A 15879-nucleotide genomic window follows, 5' to 3' on the forward strand; every position below is an offset into this window, starting at 1 on the left:
GCGGCTGGCTTTCCTAGTGGATCAGCCTTTCATCGCACCGGACATCGCGAAGGCCCGGCCTGAACCGCGGGAAACGATGGCGTACAGCAGCAGGACGGGCAGCGAATAAAGGATGGAGAACGCGGCCAGCTCACCGTAGGCGATGGCGCCGTGCTGGCCGAAGAAGCTGAAGATGGACACGGCGGCAGGCTGCTTGGACGGGGACAGCAGCAGGATGAACGGGACGAAGAAATTCCCCCAGGCCTGGATGAAGACGAAAATGAACACCACCCCCAGGCCATGGCGCATCAGCGGAAGCACCACGGTGCGCAGGGCTGCCATCCCCGAGGCGCCGTCCACCCAGGCCGCCTCCTCCACCTCGAGCGGCACGGAGTCCATGAAGTTCTTGGTCATCCAGATCGCCATGGGCAGCGTGGTGGTGGCCATGAAAAAGACGGTGGCGGGGACGGAGTCCAGGAAGTTCAGCTGCACGAACAGTCCGTACACCGGAACCATGATGGCGGTGACCGGCAGCGAGGTGCCGAACAGCACCGAGTACATGAACGGTTTGTTGAAGCGCGAAGGGTGGCGGGACAGGGGGTAGGCCGCAAGGACGGCTGCCAGCAGGTTCACGGCGGCTGTCCCGGCAGCGAGCAGGACGCTGTTGAACAGGGGCACGAAAAGCAGTTCGGGGGTCAGGACGGCCGCGAAGTTCGCCAGCGAAAGCTGCCGGGGAATCCGTGTGGCGTGCCCCGCCTCGGCGTCGAGGGATGCGAAGACCAGCCACAGCAGCGGCAGCAGGAACCCCGCCCCGACCACGGCGAGCGCGGCGTTGGCGGCCCAGCGGATCCGGCGCCGTCCGGGCCGTGCCGGGTCCGCCGTCGTCGTTCCGGTCCCTGCGGTGTTTCCGGCGCGAGGCGGCGGACTCACCGTTTCGCCTCACCGAGCAGGCGCACATAGAAGACCCCGAAGACCATGCCGATCACGATCAGTACGGACGCCACCGCGGTGCCGTAGCCGATGTCGCCGAACTTGAATGCCTCCTGGTAGGCGAGCACCGGCAGGGTCGTGCTCGCCCCGGCCGGGCCGCCGGTGGTCATGACCCAGATGAGGGTGAAGACCGCGAGCGTCTGGAGGGTGATGAGCATGAGGTTGCCGGCGATGCTGTTGCGGATCATCGGCAGGGTGATGAGGAGCAGCCGCTGCCGGCCGCCCGCACCGTCCACGAGGGCCGCCTCCAGGATGTCTCCGGGCACGTCGGCCAGCGCGGCGCGGTAGACCAGCATCGAAAAGGCGGTCCCGCGCCAGATGTTCGCCAGGACGACGGCGGCCATCGGGAACGAGTACAGCCAGTCCGCCCCCTGGACACCGGCCACGCCCAGCAACTGGTTGAGCGTGCCGTCCCGGCTGAAGTAGGCGTAGGCGGCGAAGGCTGCCACGATCTCCGGCAGCACCCAGGCCGCGACGACGGCGATCCCCACCATCCGGGACAGGAGCCGGTTGCCGCGGGCCATCAGGAGGGCCAGTGCCAGCCCAAGGACGTTCTGGCCCACAATGGCGGAGGCCCCCACGAAGACGACGGTGAGCCACAGCGCGAGCGGAAACCCGGGTTCGCTGAACATCCGCGCGTAATTGCCCAGTCCAAGCCACGACGGCTCGCGTGCCGCCTTGCCGCTCAGGGCGACATCGGTGAAGGAGGCGTAGAAGGACCATGCCACCGGTGCCAGCAAGAAGAGGGCGAGCAGGAGCACCGAGGGAAGGACCGGCAGCAGCCGGAGCCGGCCCCGGATCCCGCCCTTGCGCCGGCCCTCAAGGGAAGGCCGGCCCTCAGGAGAAACCATGGATCACTTCTCGATGACCTTGTCCCCGCCGACAAGCTTCTTCACGGCCGCGTCATAGGCTGCCGCAGCCTCAGCCGGACTTTGCCTGCCGGTGATCACCGCTTCGGTGGCCTCCTGCACGGCACTGGAAATGCGGGGGTAGTCAGCCGTCGCCGGCCGGAAGTGCGTGACGCCGACCAGCGCAGAGACATCCTTCACGAAAGGGTTTGCGGCCTGGTAGCCGGGGTCCGCGGCGACGTCGCTGCGGACGGCGATCTGGGAGTTGTCGACGTCGAAGGCCAGGGCGTTCTTGCGGTTCAGGGCGGTGGAGAGGAACTTGAAGGCCAGGTCCGGATTCTTCGACTTCGCACCGACGGCCAGGGTCCAGCCGCCGGACATGCTCACCCCGCCCGGGGCCTGCCCGTGCTGGGTGGGGAACATCGCCACGCCCATGTCCTTGGTGTAGCCGGGCCATTCGTAGGCGCCGCCCTTCTGCCAGAACGACGGCGTGTAGGAACCCTCCACCGTGGCACCCATCCTGCCTTTGGGCAGCCACTCGCCGAATACCCGCTTCCAGACATTCGCATCCAGGGCCTCGGCCGGCGTGACGGCGAGTTTCTCGTCGTAGAGGGTCTTCAGGAACTGCAGGGAATCGGTGAAGCCCTGGGAACCGACCACCCACTTCTTTTCCTGCTCGTCATACAGGGTGCTGCCCGTGCCGTACAGGAGCTGGTAGAAGCCCTGCATCACGGTACCTTCGCCGGTGGCCTTGCCCGCGTACATGTTGAACGGCACCAGCGAAGGGTCTGCGGCCTTCATCTTCCGCGCCGCCGTGAGGATGTCGTCCCAGGTCTTCGGCTGCCAGGGTACGGCGACGCCCGCCTTCCGCAGCACGGTCTTGTTGTACCAGATGGCCCGGGTGTCGGTGCCCAGCGGAACGGCGTAGATGCCGCCGTCGTCCGCCCGCCCGGCAGCCCTGGCCGCCTCGGTGAAGTTGCCCCACTCGGACCAGGACGCGAGGTAGCCGTCCAGCTTCAGGAGGTAGCCGGCGTCGACGTCGGAGCGGACCTTGAAGGTGTCCTCGTAGAACACGTCGGGCGCCGTTTCTGCCGATCGGTGGGACAGGGCGAGCTTGGTCCCGTAGTCGTCGTCGTTGGCCTGGATGGGCTCCAGTTCGACGGTGACGCCGCTGTTGGCGGCCTCGAACTCCGCCTTCGCCGCCTTAAGGACGTCATCCAGGGCGGTGTAGGAATCGGTCTTCTGGTAGACCACCTTCAGGCTCTTCGCTTCCGTTCCCTGCGGTGCGGCGGGAGTGCAGGCGGACAGGCCCAGCAAGGCGAAGGCCGCCAGCAGGGCCGGCCCCGCACGGAATTTGGCCCGGTTGGCCCGGTTGGTCCGGGCAGGTCTGGGCTGGGCCTGGTTGCTCTGGCTCCGGTTGGTCTGGGTCCGGTTGGTCTGGGCTCGATTAGTCAAGGCGCTCCGATCTTCACGCGGCTGCAGGCCCCCACACTCCAGTCGGCCCAGCCATTTCCGGTATTCACATGTCGCGGTTCAAGAATGGTTCAAAGCGTTGCCCGCAGTCCGGCGCGGGTGGAACTTCAGCCTTCCAGCAGCAAACGCTGTGCGCGGGGCGCCAAAGTATGTTCAAGCACGAGGCAGGCGGCGCCGATGGCGCCGACGTCTTCGCCCACCCCCGTTCCCACGACTTCGATTCCATGGATGCTGTTGGCGGCGCTGTTCGAGGCGAGCAGCGGCGGCACGAGATCGAGGTAGCGGGACGCCAGGCGGCCCCAGAACGGCCCGCCGAAGACCACGCGCTCGACGTCCAGCGTGTTCGTCACGACAGCGACCGCGCGGGAAACCAGCACCGCGGACCTGTCGATGATGGCCAGCGCGCGCTCGTCCCCGCCGTCGGCGGCATCGCACAAGCGGGCGAAGCTCTCCTGGACCTCCGGCCCGTCGCTGCCCTGCCGGCCGCCGTCGATCACGCCCTGCTCCTCGGCGGCCGTCACGAGGACCTGCGGGATGGCGGAAGACTTGACGCAGCCGTTGAGCCCGCAGTCGCAGGCAGGTCCGCCCGGGTCCACGATGATGTGTCCGATTTCGCCGGCGTTGCCCGAGGTTCCCCGGACCACCTCGTCGTTCATCACGATCCCGCAGCCGATGCCGGTACCCATGTACATGAAGATGAAGCTGCCGGTTCCGCTGGGGCCGCCGGCCCAGGTCTCGGCGACGGCGGCGCTGGTGACATCCTTGTCCACCAGGGTCTCCAGGCCGGTGGCCTCGGCGAGCGCGTCGCGCAGGTGCACCCGGTGCCAGCCGTTGAGCAAGGGAGGATCGACGACGGCACCTTCATCCAGGTCGATCGGGCCCGGCGCCGCGACCCCGAGTCCGGCGATCTTGCCCGGGTCCACCGCGGATTCCTTGATCAGGGATTTGATCTCGTCGGCGATGGCGGCGATGACCACCGGCGGAGGACCGGCCGGGGTCGCGATCCGCGAATGCTTGACGACGTCACCCACCAGGTCCAGCACCACGAAGGTGATGACGGCGGGGTCCAGGTGCACACCGACGGCGTACATGCCCTTGGGGTTGAGCCGCAGGATGGTGCGTGGCTTTCCCGGTCCGCTGCCCTCCTTGCCGGCTTCGACAATCAGATTCTGGTCCAGCAGGCGGCGCGAGATGTTCGAGATGGTCTGCGGGGAAAGGCCGACGATCTGCGCGAGCTCCACCCGGCTCAGCCCGCCCGTGGAACGCCTGATCGCATCCAGAATGACCGTGAGGTTGAAGTCGCCCATGCGTGGCAGGTTCGTTCCGCGCCTCGGGGTGGGCTGGCGGATCTCAGTCAAGGATTCCCCTAAAATCATTCGGATGCGGTACTTGCATCTGCATCGTACGTCACCCGCGCTTCCGCCGGTATGCTCACACGCGGGTCCCCGCGAACCCGCTCCGGGCGAAGCGGGACGGGCACCATGGCACTGATGCCCGCGGCCGACGTCGAAATCACCGCCGGTCTTGTCCGCAGCCTGCTCAGCGCCCAGCTGCCTGCCCTCGCCGGGGAGCGGCTGGAGCTTGTGGCCAACGGCTGGGACAACGCCGTCTACCGGCTGGGCAGCACGCGCGCCGTCAGGCTCCCCCGCCGGGAGGCCGCGGCGCACCTGGCAATCCACGAGCAGCGCTGGCTCCCCGACTATGCACACCGCTCCCCCGTCCCCGTGCCGGCACCCCTGTTTGCGGGCCGGCCCGCCGCCGGGTATCCCTGGCACTGGAGCGTCGTGCCTTGGTTCGCCGGCGTCTCCGCCGCCCGGCTGGCCCCGGCGGATCGGGAACCGGCTGCCGGAGAGCTGGCGGCCTTCCTCACGGCCATCCACGTGCCGGCCCCTGACGAGGCGCCGGTCAATCCCGTGCGTGGCGTACCCCTGGCGGAGCGGTCTTCGGTGGTGCTGGAACGGCTGGCAGACACGGCACGGTACCCGGAGGCCGCCCGGCTAAGGAAGCTGTGGGCGGAGGCCCTGGCCGCACCGCCGCATGCCGGGCCCCCGCTCTGGCTCCACGGCGACCTGCACCCGGCCAATGTGCTGTTCAGGGCTGCCGGGGAAGGACCCGCCGGCCTGGCCGCCGTGATCGACTTCGGCGACCTCGGCGCCGGGGATCCCGCCGTCGACCTCGCGGTCGCCTGGTTGATGTTCGACGACGACGGCCGGGAGGGCTTCATTGCGGCCTGCGGTGCCCGTGGGGCTGACTGGGAGCGGGCCAAAGGCTGGGCGCTGGTCCTTGCCACGGCGATGCTCAGCAACTCCGACGACAACCCGGTGTTGCACGAGACCGGGGGCTTTGCGCTGCGGCAGCTGCTTGCGTAGTGCCTGCGGGCAGTCCCGCGTTTGGGCTACGAGGCCTTGACGCTGCGGGTGACCGTGAACTTCGGGTTCCGGCCCACTTCCCCGGTGGTCCCGATCAGCCGCTCGAGCGCGGGGCGGTACTGGAGGTGGCTGTTGTAGACGGTCCACAGCTCGCCTCCGGCGGCGAGGACGCGTGCCGCGGCCTCGAACATCTTCAGCGCCGCCCCGGCGTGGACGCTCGCCCCCAGGTGGAAGGGCGGGTTGAGCAGGATGAGGTCCGCGCTGCCTGCCTGGAAACCGGACATGGCGTCGTCGTGGACGACGGCGATGCGGTCCGCCAGGCCGTTGGCAGCTGCCGTGGCTCCGGCCGAGGCGACGGCCGCCGCCGACTGGTCGGTTGCCGTGACGCGGGCGCCGGGGTGGCTTCGCGCATACATCGTGGCGAGGATACCGGTGCCGCAGCCTAGGTCGATGGCGTGGCCGGCGTCCGGCATGCGGTCCAGGAAGGACAGCAGGAAGCGGGTGCCGATGTCCAGCTTCCCGCCCGAGAAGGCCGCACCATGGGAGGCCACTGAGATGCCGAGTTCAGGCACCTGCTCCAGGACCGGAAAGCGCGGCCCGCCGGCGGGCCGCTTCGGGCCGCGGGCTACGAGTACACGGGACTTCCGCCGGGCGAGCTGGGGCTGGACACTGTCGAAGTAGCGTTCCAGGGCACTGTTCATCCCGAGGGACATGTGCTTGACCCGGCCGCCGGCCAGCAGGACGGCGTCCTCGGGCGCATACCGCGCAACGGCGTCGGCGATCTCTTCCAGTTCCGCGAGCGAACGGGGCAGTTGGAGCAGGACCAGCCGCGCGCCGTCGAACAGTTCCGGACCGAACAGCCCGGGTCCCTGCGGACAGGATTCGAAGCGCCCCTCGAAACCGGCCGCTGCCGCGTTGCGTTGCAGGGCGGTGCGCCCTGAATGGAGATCCTGGGCCACCCGAATCCCGCCGGTCTCGAGGGCAGCCAGGGCGCCCAGGGTCAGGGCGCCGTAGCGGTCCCCGATGACGGCGATCCGGGTTCCTGCACGCAGGTGTTCCTCGGCGGTTTCCAGGAGCAGCCTGTCGCTCGCGTCATGGGCGAAGAGGTTCGGGGCTTCCACATCCGGGAACCGCCTGAGCCCGGCAAAAACCCGGTCCAGCTCAACGTCCTGCATCAGGCCGATCCACCTTCCATCGGAAACAGAAAAACACCCCGCCCGGTGGGCGGGGTGTTTCTTCGGGTGGAGCTGAGGGGACTCGAACCCCTGACCCCCTGCATGCCATGCAGGTGCGCTACCAGCTGCGCCACAGCCCCGGAAATCACCTGGCAGGAACTTTTCCGTTCCCGCCGAAGCAACTCGTCAATACTAAACCACAACGGTGTGAGATGGAAATCGACGCTTGGAAGGCTCGCAGCGGCGGGCGGAAACGGATGAAGCAGATAAGGTGCGGTCGACGAATCGGCCGCACCTCCCCCCATTTCTGCTTTCAAGCCCGGTTCGCAAACCGCTACTGGCCTGCCTTCCAGTCTAGGGTCATAATCATAGTTAAACAAACCATTCATCCGGTTTCGGCGAAGTCCGCTCCTCCGGGCGGATCATGACCGGAACATCCCGACGGCGGGCGCGGCGCCGGGGAGCACGCCGCTTATCCGCCACAGCCGTTCGGAGGGGTAGAAATGATCCACCGTGACGAGGTCGATCTGGTGGCTGCTGAATCCGCCATCCAGCAGGGACTGCCACACCTCCGGAGCATCGCCCAGCAGGGGCGGCACCGGGCGGCCGGACGCCCGGCAGAGCCCCTCCACCAGAACCGAAACCGGTATCGGCTCCGGGTAGGCGGCATAGAACGCCTCACCGGGCTGCGATTCGGCGAGCGCCAGCCCGGCCACCAACTCCCCCAGGCTGCCGGCGTCGATCACCGACAGACGAGCGGCACCGTCTCCTGGCCACCCGCCGGCGGTGTCGATGATGCGCAGCAGACCGGGCGCCAGCCAACGATCGCCCCTACCGAACACGAGGTTGGGACGCACGACCTCGCCGCCGTAGTCCAGGACCATGCGTTCGGCCTCCGCGCGGGCCGCACTGGCGGCCGAGGCCGGCAGGCAGGGATACGGTCCGCCTCCCCGGTGCGGGCCCATGCCATGGACGCTGGCGGTGCTGAGATAGATGAGGCGGGGATTCCCGGACTGCCGGCATTGCTCGACGACGTTCCGGGTACCGGCCTCGTTGACCTCCCGGGCCAGGTCTGGATCGGAACCGACATAGGAGACGGCGTGTATCACGGTGCCCGGAGCCTTCAGATACCGCAGGACAGGCAGGAGGGTCCCCGGCGCGGTGATGTCCAGGGCGGTGGCGTCCAGGGCGGCGGCGTCCAGGGCGGCGATGTCCGCCATCGTGCTGGTAGCGTTGTGTTCCTGCGGCCCGGCGGGGCTATCGGGATTCCGGTTGCCGGAGTTCCGGGAAGGCGCGGTCACCCGGGCCTTCCCGGCCAAGGACGCGGCGATGCGGCGGCCGATGAAGCCCGACGAGCCCAGCAGCACTACTCCGGGGAGTGCGTCAGCGTCAGTTGTCATGCTCCACGGACCCCGGCTATCGATGGAATCATGAACCCAAGTATCCCGGATGGGGAACCGGAGAGGTCCTGACGCTGACTATGCAACAACGAGCCAAAGCCACCCGAACGGCCGTGATCGAGGGAGCCGCTTCCATCTTCGAGGAAGTCGGCTACGGGAATGCGAGCCTGAGCGATGTCACCAAGCGCGCCAACGTCACCAAGGGCGCGCTCTACTTCCATTTCAAATCCAAGGAAGACCTCGCCCTGGCAGTCATCGCCGAGCAGCACAACATTGTGCGGATCGCCGGCGAAAAGATTGCGGCCGCCGGGCTTCCCGCGCTGGAAACCATGATCACCATGTGCAGGACCTTCGGGCAGCAACTGCTCGATGAGCCTGTGGTGCGCGCCGGCATCCGCCTGACCTTCGAGGCCTCGGCATTCAACGGCGACGTCAAGGGACCCTACCAGGACTGGATGGCCACCATGGAGTTCCTGACCCAGCAGGCCCAGCGCGAAGGGGACATCCGGGAGGACCTCAACGCAAGCGACTTCGCCCACTATCTGGTCGCCTCTTTCACCGGAAGCCAGATGGTCTCCAACGTGATGACGGGCCGGCAGGATGTCCTGAAGCGGATCGAGGACATGTGGGATTTCATGATGCCCGCCATCGCTCCCCAGCACCAGGACCAGCGGCGCTGACGCGCCGGCACCCAACGGACCGCCCTATTTTTTCCAGACGGCTCAGTTCCAGACGGCCGCCTGCAGGATCATCAGGACCTCGTCGCCGTTGAGCACCCTGACCTGCAGTGAATCCTGCCCTGCCTTCCCGGGTTCCGCGGACGCCTCCGGCTCCCCGGAGCCGGGAAGCGTGACGGCAAGCTCAACCGGGTCGGCGAGTTCGGCGATCTTCACGAACTCGGCTTCAAAACGGGAGAAGTCGGCTTCCGGACGGCCCATCGCGGCACGCACCGCCTGCCTGGCCGCTTCGATCAGCAGCATCCCGGGCACATGGTCCAGGGGATGGTCGAAGAAGATCGGGTGGCTTGTGTCCACCCGCAGTGGCCAGACGGACGGCCGGACCTCCTCCCCCAGCATGACGTTCCGCGGGGTGGAATGGCCCACCACCGAGGCCTCAAGCAGCGGACCACCACACGGCGGCTGTTCAACCGCGGCGGAACGGCGGAAGCGCTCGTAGCCGGCAGGGGTCACGATCCGGGCGCCGGCGCTGCCCTTGCCGATGGTTTCACCGTCCACCGTGAACGTCGCATCCACGGTGAGCGCCGCAGGCTTGCCGGCACTGAGCTTCACGTCCCTGAGCTCGAGATCCACCGAGAGCTGCGTCGGGATCAGGGGATCCAGCTTCACCTCTTCCATGGCCACGCCGAGCCTGGGCATCAGGAACTTATAGTCCATGGGAACGCCGCTGCGGTGGGCCAGCAGGATCACGGACTGCCGCAGCGTCTCGGCCATCAGCGCGGAATCCGGCAGGCCGTCGCGGGATCCGTAAAAAACGTGCCAGCGCGGCCATTGGGCCCCTGCCGCGAAATGCTCCGGCCCCAATTGGACGAAGTCCGTGAGGAAGACTTCCGAAAGGGAAAGCTTGTGGACCAAGCCGCGCCCCACGGAAGATTCAAACAGCGCTTCGGCATGCTGCAGGCCGTTGCCCGCATTCTGCTCATCCACCTCGATGTGCCCCATATTCTCGACCATAAGTGCCCCGATTTTATCGGTTCACTCGCTTTTTCAAACAGGCGGACAGCCCCCGTCTCAAAACCATGCCAAGGTGCAGGCGGGAACGGAACCCCTCTCTCCTCCAGGCAGCCCCGCGGCAATTGACGTATTCGAACATATATTCGAATATTGGAGTATGCCAGAAGCACTACCCGATCTCCCTCCCGGCCCCTTGCGCTCTTCGCCGGGCGAGGACCTGCAGGCCAGGATCCACCTCCTGCAGGGCAGGCGCGCACGGGAACATTCCCTGCCCGTGCTTCCGGCACTTAAGGCAGTCCTGCCAGGAGGACTCCGGCCCGGAGCCGTGTATTCCCTGCAGGGTTCCATGTCCCTGGCCATGGCCCTGCTGGCTGGCCCGTCGCTGCAGGGCTCCTGGTGCGGAGTAATGGGGCTGCCCGACTTCGGGGTCGAAGCGGCGGCAGGGTTCGGCGTCGCACTGGAACGGCTGGTCCTGGTCCCCGACCCCGGCGAGCGCTGGATGCAGGTGCTCGCTGCCATGGCTGACGTCCTCCCCGTGGTCCTTGCCTGTGCCCCGGCCCGGGCAGCACCTGCAGAAGCCGCCCGCCTCGGGGCCAGGCTCCGCGAGCGCGGTTCCGTTCTCCTCGTGGCAGGGCATTGGCCGCAAAGCGAGGCTGTCCTGCGGGTCAGCGGCCACGAATGGGAGGGCCTTGGCCAGGGGCACGGGCATCTTGCCCGCCAGGAGCTCCGGCTCGAAGTGGCCTTGCGGGGCGCCTCCCGGACCGCCGTCGTGGACCTTGCCGGCAGGGTGTCGGAAGACGCCCCGGCGTACCGGATAGGGGCCTGAGCCATGCCCGGCGGAACGGTTTCACGGGCGATGGTGGCCTGGTTCCCTGACTGGCCGCTTGTTGCGGCCCGCCTGGCGGATGAGCTTCCGGCCGATGTTCCCGCCGCGGTCATCTCCCAGGGCAGGGTGGCGGCGTGTTCGGCAGAAGCCCGCGGGGAGGGCGTGGTCCGGGGCCTGCGGCTCCGGGAAGCCCAGACCCGGTGCACTTCGCTGGCAGTATGCCCGGCGGACCCGTTGCGGGATGCCCGGGAATTCGAGCCCGTCCTCGCCTCCCTGGAAGAGCGTAGCCCGGGGGTGGAAGTGCTGCGTCCGGGTTTGTGCGCTGTCCGGGTCCGTGGCGCAGCCCGGTATTACGGCAGCGAGGAATCAGCAGCCGGGGCCGTGCTTGACGCTGCCGATTCCCTGGGAGTTGAGGCCCGGGTGGGGGTTGCCGATTCCGTCTTCGCCGCTGTGCAGGCCGCCCGGAGCACCACCGAAAGCATCGCGTTCCTGGTGCTGCCGCCGCAAACGTCACGGGATTTCCTGGCCCCGTTCCCCGTGGAAGCACTGGAACAGCCGAAGCTGGCCTCCTTGTTGAAACGGCTCGGCATCCATACCCTCGGGGATTTCACCCGGCTTCCCCTCTCCGATGTCCGCGCCCGCTTCGGCGAGGCCGGCGCCCTGGCCCATGCCATGGCCGGCGGCGAAGATCCCAAGACGGTGGTGCCCCGGGTGCCGCCGCGGAAGCTGGACCGGCAGGTGGATTTCGAACCCGGCCTGGACCGCATCGACCAGATCGCCTTCCAGCTGCGGGCACCTGCCGGGGAGTTCATCGAGGCGCTGCAGGACGCAGGGCTGGTGTGCACGGAACTCAAAGTCGCCCTGCTGGACGACTCCGGCTCCCGCTCTGAGCGCCTGTGGGGCCATCCCCGCCATTTCACGGCGAACGACGTCGTCGACCGCGTGCGCTGGCAGCTTCAGCCCCGCTCGGCAGACCCCTCCGGCGGCCACAGCGCGGGCGGCATCACCTCGGCGATCGTCCGCGTGGAGCTGATCCCCGGGCGGGTGGACTCCATTACCGGCCACGGGCAGGCCCTGTTCGGTGAAGGTGCCGAGGAAAAGATCCATCACGGACTGAGCCGGCTCCAGAGCATGCTGGGGCAGGAAGCCGTGCTGGTTCCTGCCGTCTCCGGCGGCCGGGTCCTCAACGAACGGCGGCTGCTCACGCCGTGGGGCGACCCCGTTCCGCGGGAGGCGGCCGTCCAGGCGGCAAGGCCCTGGCCCGGGAGCATTCCGGATCCGCAGCCTGCCACGGTCTTCGCTTCCCCTGTTCCGGTGCTGCTGCTGGACGCAGCCGGGGAAACAGTCCGCACGGATCAGCGCGGCACCCTGCTTTCCCCGCCGCGTTGGTTCTGCCCGGATGCCGCCGGGGAAAGCATCGCGCCGCGCCGGCCGGTGGCTGAATGGACCGGCCCCTGGCCGCTGCGTCAGCGCTGGTGGGACGAGGGCCGCCGTCGTCATGCCGAACGCTTCCAGATCGTCGACGGCGACGGCGACGCCTGGCTCCTGCTCCTGACCGGAGACCGCTGGTGGGCCGAAGCCCGCTACGACTAGGCGGCTCCGCTCCCCTGGCCCCAGCAACACCAAGCAAGAAAGACCGACATGGGCTGGCACAATTCACCGCTCACCTGGGCGCAGTTCGAGGGCACCCTCTCCGGCAGGCTCCCTGCCGGGGAACACGGGCGCAAGGGCGACGGCGGGGACAGCCCTGCCTGGTCCCGGAAACGCGGCCCCTATCATCCTCTGCCCGCCCAGGCTCTTCCCGCGGTGCAGGGATCGGTCCCCTACGCGGAACTGCACGCCCACTCGCACTACAGTTTCCTCGACGGCGCCTCCTCGCCGGAGGAACTCGTGGAGGAGGCGGTGCGGCTGGGCCTGCATGCCCTCGCACTCAGCGACCACGACGGTTTCTACGGAATCGTGCGGATGGCCGAAGCCGCGGAGGCCTACCAGCTGAAGACCGTGTTCGGCAGTGAACTCTCCCTTGGCCTGGGCAAACCCCAGCACGGCGAAGCCGATCCCGAAGGTGACCATCTGCTCGTCCTTGCCCGCGGGGAGGAGGGTTACCACCGGCTGGCCTCCGCGCTGACCGCAGCCCATCTGGCTCCCGGTGCGGAGAAGGGCAAACCGGTCTACGAGCTCGATTCCCTGGCCGAAACACTCCACGGCCATTGCCTGGTCCTGACCGGCTGCCGCAAAGGGGCGGTGCGCCGGGCGCTGCTGTCGGAGGGCGAGCGCGCTGCGGCCAGGGAACTTGATGCCCTACGGGAACGCTTCGGGCACGGGAATGTGGGGGTGGAACTTTTCGACCACGGCAACCCGCTGGACACGGACCACAACGATGCCCTCGCCCGGATCGCGGCGCGGGCCAGGGTTCCCCTGGTGGCCAGCAACGCCGTGCACTACGCCGGGCCCGAACAGTATCCCGTGGCCACGGCGCTCGCCGCGGTCAGGGCGCGGCGGAGCCTGGACGAGCTGGATGCCTGGCTTCCGTCCAGCTCCGGCGCGCACCTGCGCAGCGGGGCGGAGATGGCCGCGCGCTTCGCCCGCTATCCCGGTGCCGTGGAGCGCACCGTGGAACTGGCCGACGACCTTGCCTTCCAGCTGCGGGCCGCCCGGCCGAAACTTCCGAAGCTCAATGTCCCCTCTGGGCACACTCCCATCTCCTGGCTGCGCGAACTCGTCAGGCAAGGGGTCGCGGCGAAGTATCCGGGCGCCGGGGCGGACGTCCATGCCCGGATCGAACAGGAACTCGCCGTGATCGAGGCGAAGGACTTCCCCGGCTACTTCCTGATCGTCCATGACATCGTGCAGTTTGCCCGGTCGCGCGGCATCCTCTGCCAGGGCCGTGGTTCGGCGGCGAATTCCGCCGTCTGCTTTGCCCTGGGGATCACCGCCGTCGACAGCATCTTCTACAAACTGCCGTTCGAACGCTTCCTCTCAAGCCTCCGGGAGGAGGAGCCGGATATCGACGTCGACTTCGATTCCGACCGCCGGGAGGAAGTCATCCAGTACGTCTACGGCAAGTACGGGCGGTTCAACGCGGCGCAGGTCGCCAACGTCATCAGCTACCGGCCGAAGAACGCCGTCCGGGACATGGCCAAGGCACTGGGCTACAGCCAAGGCCAGCAGGATGCCTGGTCCAAGCGGATCGACCGCTGGAACGGCGTCGAGGAAGGCAAGGATGACGGCATACCGGGGCCCGTCCTGGAACTGGCCGAACGGATCATGGGCTTCCCGCGGCACCTGGGCATCCACTCCGGCGGGATGGTCCTGACGGAACGGCCCGTGGGCGAAGTGGTGCCGATCGAGCACGCCCGGATGGAGGACCGCACGGTGCTGCAGTGGGACAAGGACGACTGCGAATGGATGGGCCTGGTCAAGTTCGACCTCCTGGGCCTGGGGATGCTCGCGGCCCTGCAGTACTGCTTCGACCTGATCGCGGACAACTTCGGGGAGCACTGGAAAATAGAGACCATCCCCAAGGAAGAACCCGCGGTGTACGACATGCTCTGCCGCGCCGATTCGATCGGGGTGTTCCAGGTGGAATCCCGCGCCCAGATCAGCACCCTGCCCCGCCTGAAACCACGGAGATACTACGACCTCGTGGTGGAGATTGCCCTCATCCGCCCCGGCCCCGTGCAGGGCGGCGCCGTGCATCCCTACATCCGCCGCCGCTCCGGAGAAGAGAAGGTCACCTACCTCCACCCGCTGCTGGAGCCCGTGCTGGAACGGACCCTTGGCGTCCCCTTGTTCCAGGAACAACTGATGCAGATGGCCGTCGCCGTGGGCGGCTGCAGTGCGGAGGACGCGGATTTGCTCCGCCGGGCGATGGGCTCCAAGCGCGGCGTGGAAAGGATCGAATCCCTCAAGGCCAAACTGTACGACGGGATGGCAGCCAACGGGATCAGCAAGGACGACGCCGACCAGATCTACGCCAAGATCGAAGCCTTCGCCAACTTCGGTTTCGCCGAATCGCACTCGCTCAGTTTCGCGGTGCTGGTCTATGCGAGTTCCTGGCTGAAGCTGCACTATCCCGGGGCGTTCCTCGCGGCGCTGCTCCGTGCCCAGCCCATGGGCTTCTACTCCCCGCAGAGCCTGGTGGCCGATGCCCGCCGGCACGGGGTCAAGGTGCTCCGGCCCGACATCCTCCGTTCCCGGGCCGAAGCGACGCTCGAGCTGTTGGAGGAGTACGACGCCGGCCGGGCGGCGGGTGCCCCGGCCGCCTCCCGTAGCGGCGGCCTGGACTCCTGCCTGCTCCCCGAGCAGCCCGAGCCCGGACCGTTCCGCCCGGAACTGCCGGCAGAAGACCACCTGCACCGCAGGGACGGCTCCCATGCGGTGCGCCTCGGCCTGGACGGGGTGACGAACATCGGAACCGAAGTGGCGAAACGGATCGTTGCAGAGCGCGAGGAGAACGGCCCCTACCGGGACATGGCGGACCTCTCCCGCCGGGCGGATCTCAGCTCCGAACAATTGGAAGCGCTCGCCTCCTCCGGTGCCCTCGATTCCCTGGGGTTGAGCCGCCGCGAAGCGTTGTGGCAGGCGGGCAGCGCGGCTTTGGAGCGGCAGGGACAGTTGCCGGGAACGCAGTTGCCTGTCCAGTTGCCGCTGTTGCCGGAACTCTCGCCGCAGGAGAGCGTCATCCAGGATCTCTGGTCCACCGGGGTCAGCACGGATGACCATCCCATGCGGCATGTGCGCGGCAGCCTTGAGCAACGCGGGGTGCTGCGGATCGACAGTCTTTCCGGGGTTGCCTCCGGCACGCGTATCGAAGCCGCCGGGCTCGTCACGCACCGGCAGAGGCCACAGACCGCGCAGGGCATCACCTTCGTCAATCTGGAAGATGAAAGCGGCATCCTCAACGTGATCTGCAGCGTGGGGCTTTGGAAACGGCACCGCCGGGTGGCACGGGAAGCTGTGGCCCTTGTCGTGCGCGGATTCCTGGAGCGCTCGCCGGACGGCGTCACCAACCTGGTGGCGGACAGGCTGGAAGCCCTGGGCCTGCCGGCAGCGCCCAAGTCGCGGGACTTCAGGTAGCCGACGGCGGAAGGACCCTCCCCCGCAGGACTGGCGGAGGTATGCCCGT

Annotated in this window: 12 protein-coding genes and 1 tRNA gene; 5 read left to right on the plus strand and 8 right to left on the minus strand. The window is 68.0% G+C overall.

Going from position 1 to position 15879, the window contains the following annotated elements:
- Nucleotides 1–21: 21 nt before the first annotated feature.
- The 4 genes from ACN9M4_RS11385 to ACN9M4_RS11400 form a co-directional block, all read right to left on the minus strand.
- Nucleotides 22–909 carry a carbohydrate ABC transporter permease gene (locus ACN9M4_RS11385; RefSeq protein WP_426297952.1) on the minus strand — a complete coding sequence of 296 codons (888 nt, stop codon included), beginning with the start codon at nt 907–909 and terminating at the stop codon, nt 22–24.
- The gene (locus ACN9M4_RS11390; RefSeq protein ID WP_426297954.1) at nt 906–1820 is read right to left on the minus strand and encodes a carbohydrate ABC transporter permease; all 915 of its coding nucleotides are present in this window, start codon (nt 1818–1820) and stop codon (nt 906–908) included. The genes ACN9M4_RS11385 and ACN9M4_RS11390 overlap by 4 nt, the downstream gene beginning before the upstream one ends.
- A 3-nt stretch (nt 1821–1823) precedes the next feature.
- Entirely contained in the window at nt 1824–3134 is a 1311-nt protein-coding gene (locus ACN9M4_RS11395) for an extracellular solute-binding protein (protein ID WP_426303456.1), read from the minus strand.
- Between the two features lie 263 nt (nt 3135–3397).
- Nucleotides 3398–4648: an ROK family transcriptional regulator gene (locus ACN9M4_RS11400; protein WP_426297956.1), complete on the minus strand. Its 1251-nt coding sequence runs from the start codon at nt 4646–4648 to the stop codon at nt 3398–3400.
- Nucleotides 4649–4771: 123 nt separating this feature from the next.
- Here ACN9M4_RS11400 and ACN9M4_RS11405 point away from each other — a divergent pair, with 123 nt between their 5' ends.
- Complete coding sequence (locus ACN9M4_RS11405) at nt 4772–5659, plus strand: aminoglycoside phosphotransferase family protein (RefSeq protein ID WP_426297958.1); 888 nt, start codon at nt 4772–4774, stop codon at nt 5657–5659.
- 26 nt (nt 5660–5685) lie between these two features.
- On the opposite strand, the gene ACN9M4_RS11410 is transcribed toward ACN9M4_RS11405, so the two are convergent.
- The 3 genes from ACN9M4_RS11410 to ACN9M4_RS11420 all read right to left on the minus strand — a co-directional run bounded on the left by ACN9M4_RS11410 (nt 5686) and on the right by ACN9M4_RS11420 (nt 8234).
- Nucleotides 5686–6834, minus strand: a complete 1149-nt coding sequence (locus ACN9M4_RS11410) for a class I SAM-dependent methyltransferase (RefSeq protein ID WP_426297960.1) — start codon at nt 6832–6834, stop codon at nt 5686–5688.
- 67 nt (nt 6835–6901) lie between these two features.
- Nucleotides 6902–6974, minus strand: a tRNA-Ala gene (locus tag ACN9M4_RS11415).
- A 282-nt stretch (nt 6975–7256) separates the two neighbouring features.
- Complete coding sequence (locus ACN9M4_RS11420; RefSeq protein WP_426297962.1) at nt 7257–8234, minus strand: NAD-dependent epimerase/dehydratase family protein; 978 nt, start codon at nt 8232–8234, stop codon at nt 7257–7259.
- A gap of 113 nt (nt 8235–8347) precedes the next feature.
- On the opposite strand from ACN9M4_RS11420, the gene ACN9M4_RS11425 reads away from it, so the two are divergent.
- Entirely contained in the window at nt 8348–8914 is a 567-nt protein-coding gene (locus tag ACN9M4_RS11425) for a ScbR family autoregulator-binding transcription factor (RefSeq protein ID WP_426297964.1), read from the plus strand.
- Between the two features lie 42 nt (nt 8915–8956).
- On the opposite strand, the gene ACN9M4_RS11430 is transcribed toward ACN9M4_RS11425, so the two are convergent.
- Nucleotides 8957–9925, minus strand: a complete 969-nt coding sequence (locus ACN9M4_RS11430; protein ID WP_426297966.1) for a ScbA/BarX family gamma-butyrolactone biosynthesis protein — start codon at nt 9923–9925, stop codon at nt 8957–8959.
- A gap of 157 nt (nt 9926–10082) precedes the next feature.
- Here ACN9M4_RS11430 and ACN9M4_RS11435 point away from each other — a divergent pair, with 157 nt between their 5' ends.
- From ACN9M4_RS11435 to ACN9M4_RS11445, 3 genes are read left to right on the plus strand one after another with little or no spacing between them, the layout of a single operon-like run.
- A complete protein-coding gene (locus ACN9M4_RS11435) occupies nt 10083–10751 on the plus strand; it encodes a hypothetical protein (RefSeq protein WP_426297968.1) in 669 nt (222 codons plus the stop codon).
- Nucleotides 10752–10754: 3 nt separating this feature from the next.
- Nucleotides 10755–12344, plus strand: coding sequence for a DNA polymerase Y family protein (locus tag ACN9M4_RS11440; RefSeq protein WP_426297970.1), 1590 nt, complete (start codon nt 10755–10757; stop codon nt 12342–12344).
- 48 nt (nt 12345–12392) lie between these two features.
- Nucleotides 12393–15830, plus strand: coding sequence for an error-prone DNA polymerase (locus ACN9M4_RS11445; protein WP_426297972.1), 3438 nt, complete (start codon nt 12393–12395; stop codon nt 15828–15830).
- The last annotated feature ends 49 nt before the right edge of the window (nt 15831–15879 follow it).

Origin of the sequence: Arthrobacter sp. R-11 (assembly GCF_049913155.1) — a bacterium.
Taxonomy (GTDB): domain Bacteria; phylum Actinomycetota; class Actinomycetes; order Actinomycetales; family Micrococcaceae; genus Arthrobacter.

Coding starts and splice junctions, on each gene's coding strand:
- ACN9M4_RS11440 (WP_426297970.1), top strand. CDS start 10,755: ATGCCCGGCGGAACGGTTTCACGGGCGATGGTGGCCTGGTTCCCTGAC.
- ACN9M4_RS11430 (WP_426297966.1), bottom strand. CDS start 9,925: ATGGTCGAGAATATGGGGCACATCGAGGTGGATGAGCAGAATGCGGGC.
- ACN9M4_RS11445 (WP_426297972.1), top strand. CDS start 12,393: ATGGGCTGGCACAATTCACCGCTCACCTGGGCGCAGTTCGAGGGCACC.
- ACN9M4_RS11410 (WP_426297960.1), bottom strand. CDS start 6,834: ATGCAGGACGTTGAGCTGGACCGGGTTTTTGCCGGGCTCAGGCGGTTC.
- ACN9M4_RS11420 (WP_426297962.1), bottom strand. CDS start 8,234: ATGACAACTGACGCTGACGCACTCCCCGGAGTAGTGCTGCTGGGCTCG.
- ACN9M4_RS11435 (WP_426297968.1), top strand. CDS start 10,083: ATGCCAGAAGCACTACCCGATCTCCCTCCCGGCCCCTTGCGCTCTTCG.
- ACN9M4_RS11390 (WP_426297954.1), bottom strand. CDS start 1,820: ATGGTTTCTCCTGAGGGCCGGCCTTCCCTTGAGGGCCGGCGCAAGGGC.
- ACN9M4_RS11405 (WP_426297958.1), top strand. CDS start 4,772: ATGGCACTGATGCCCGCGGCCGACGTCGAAATCACCGCCGGTCTTGTC.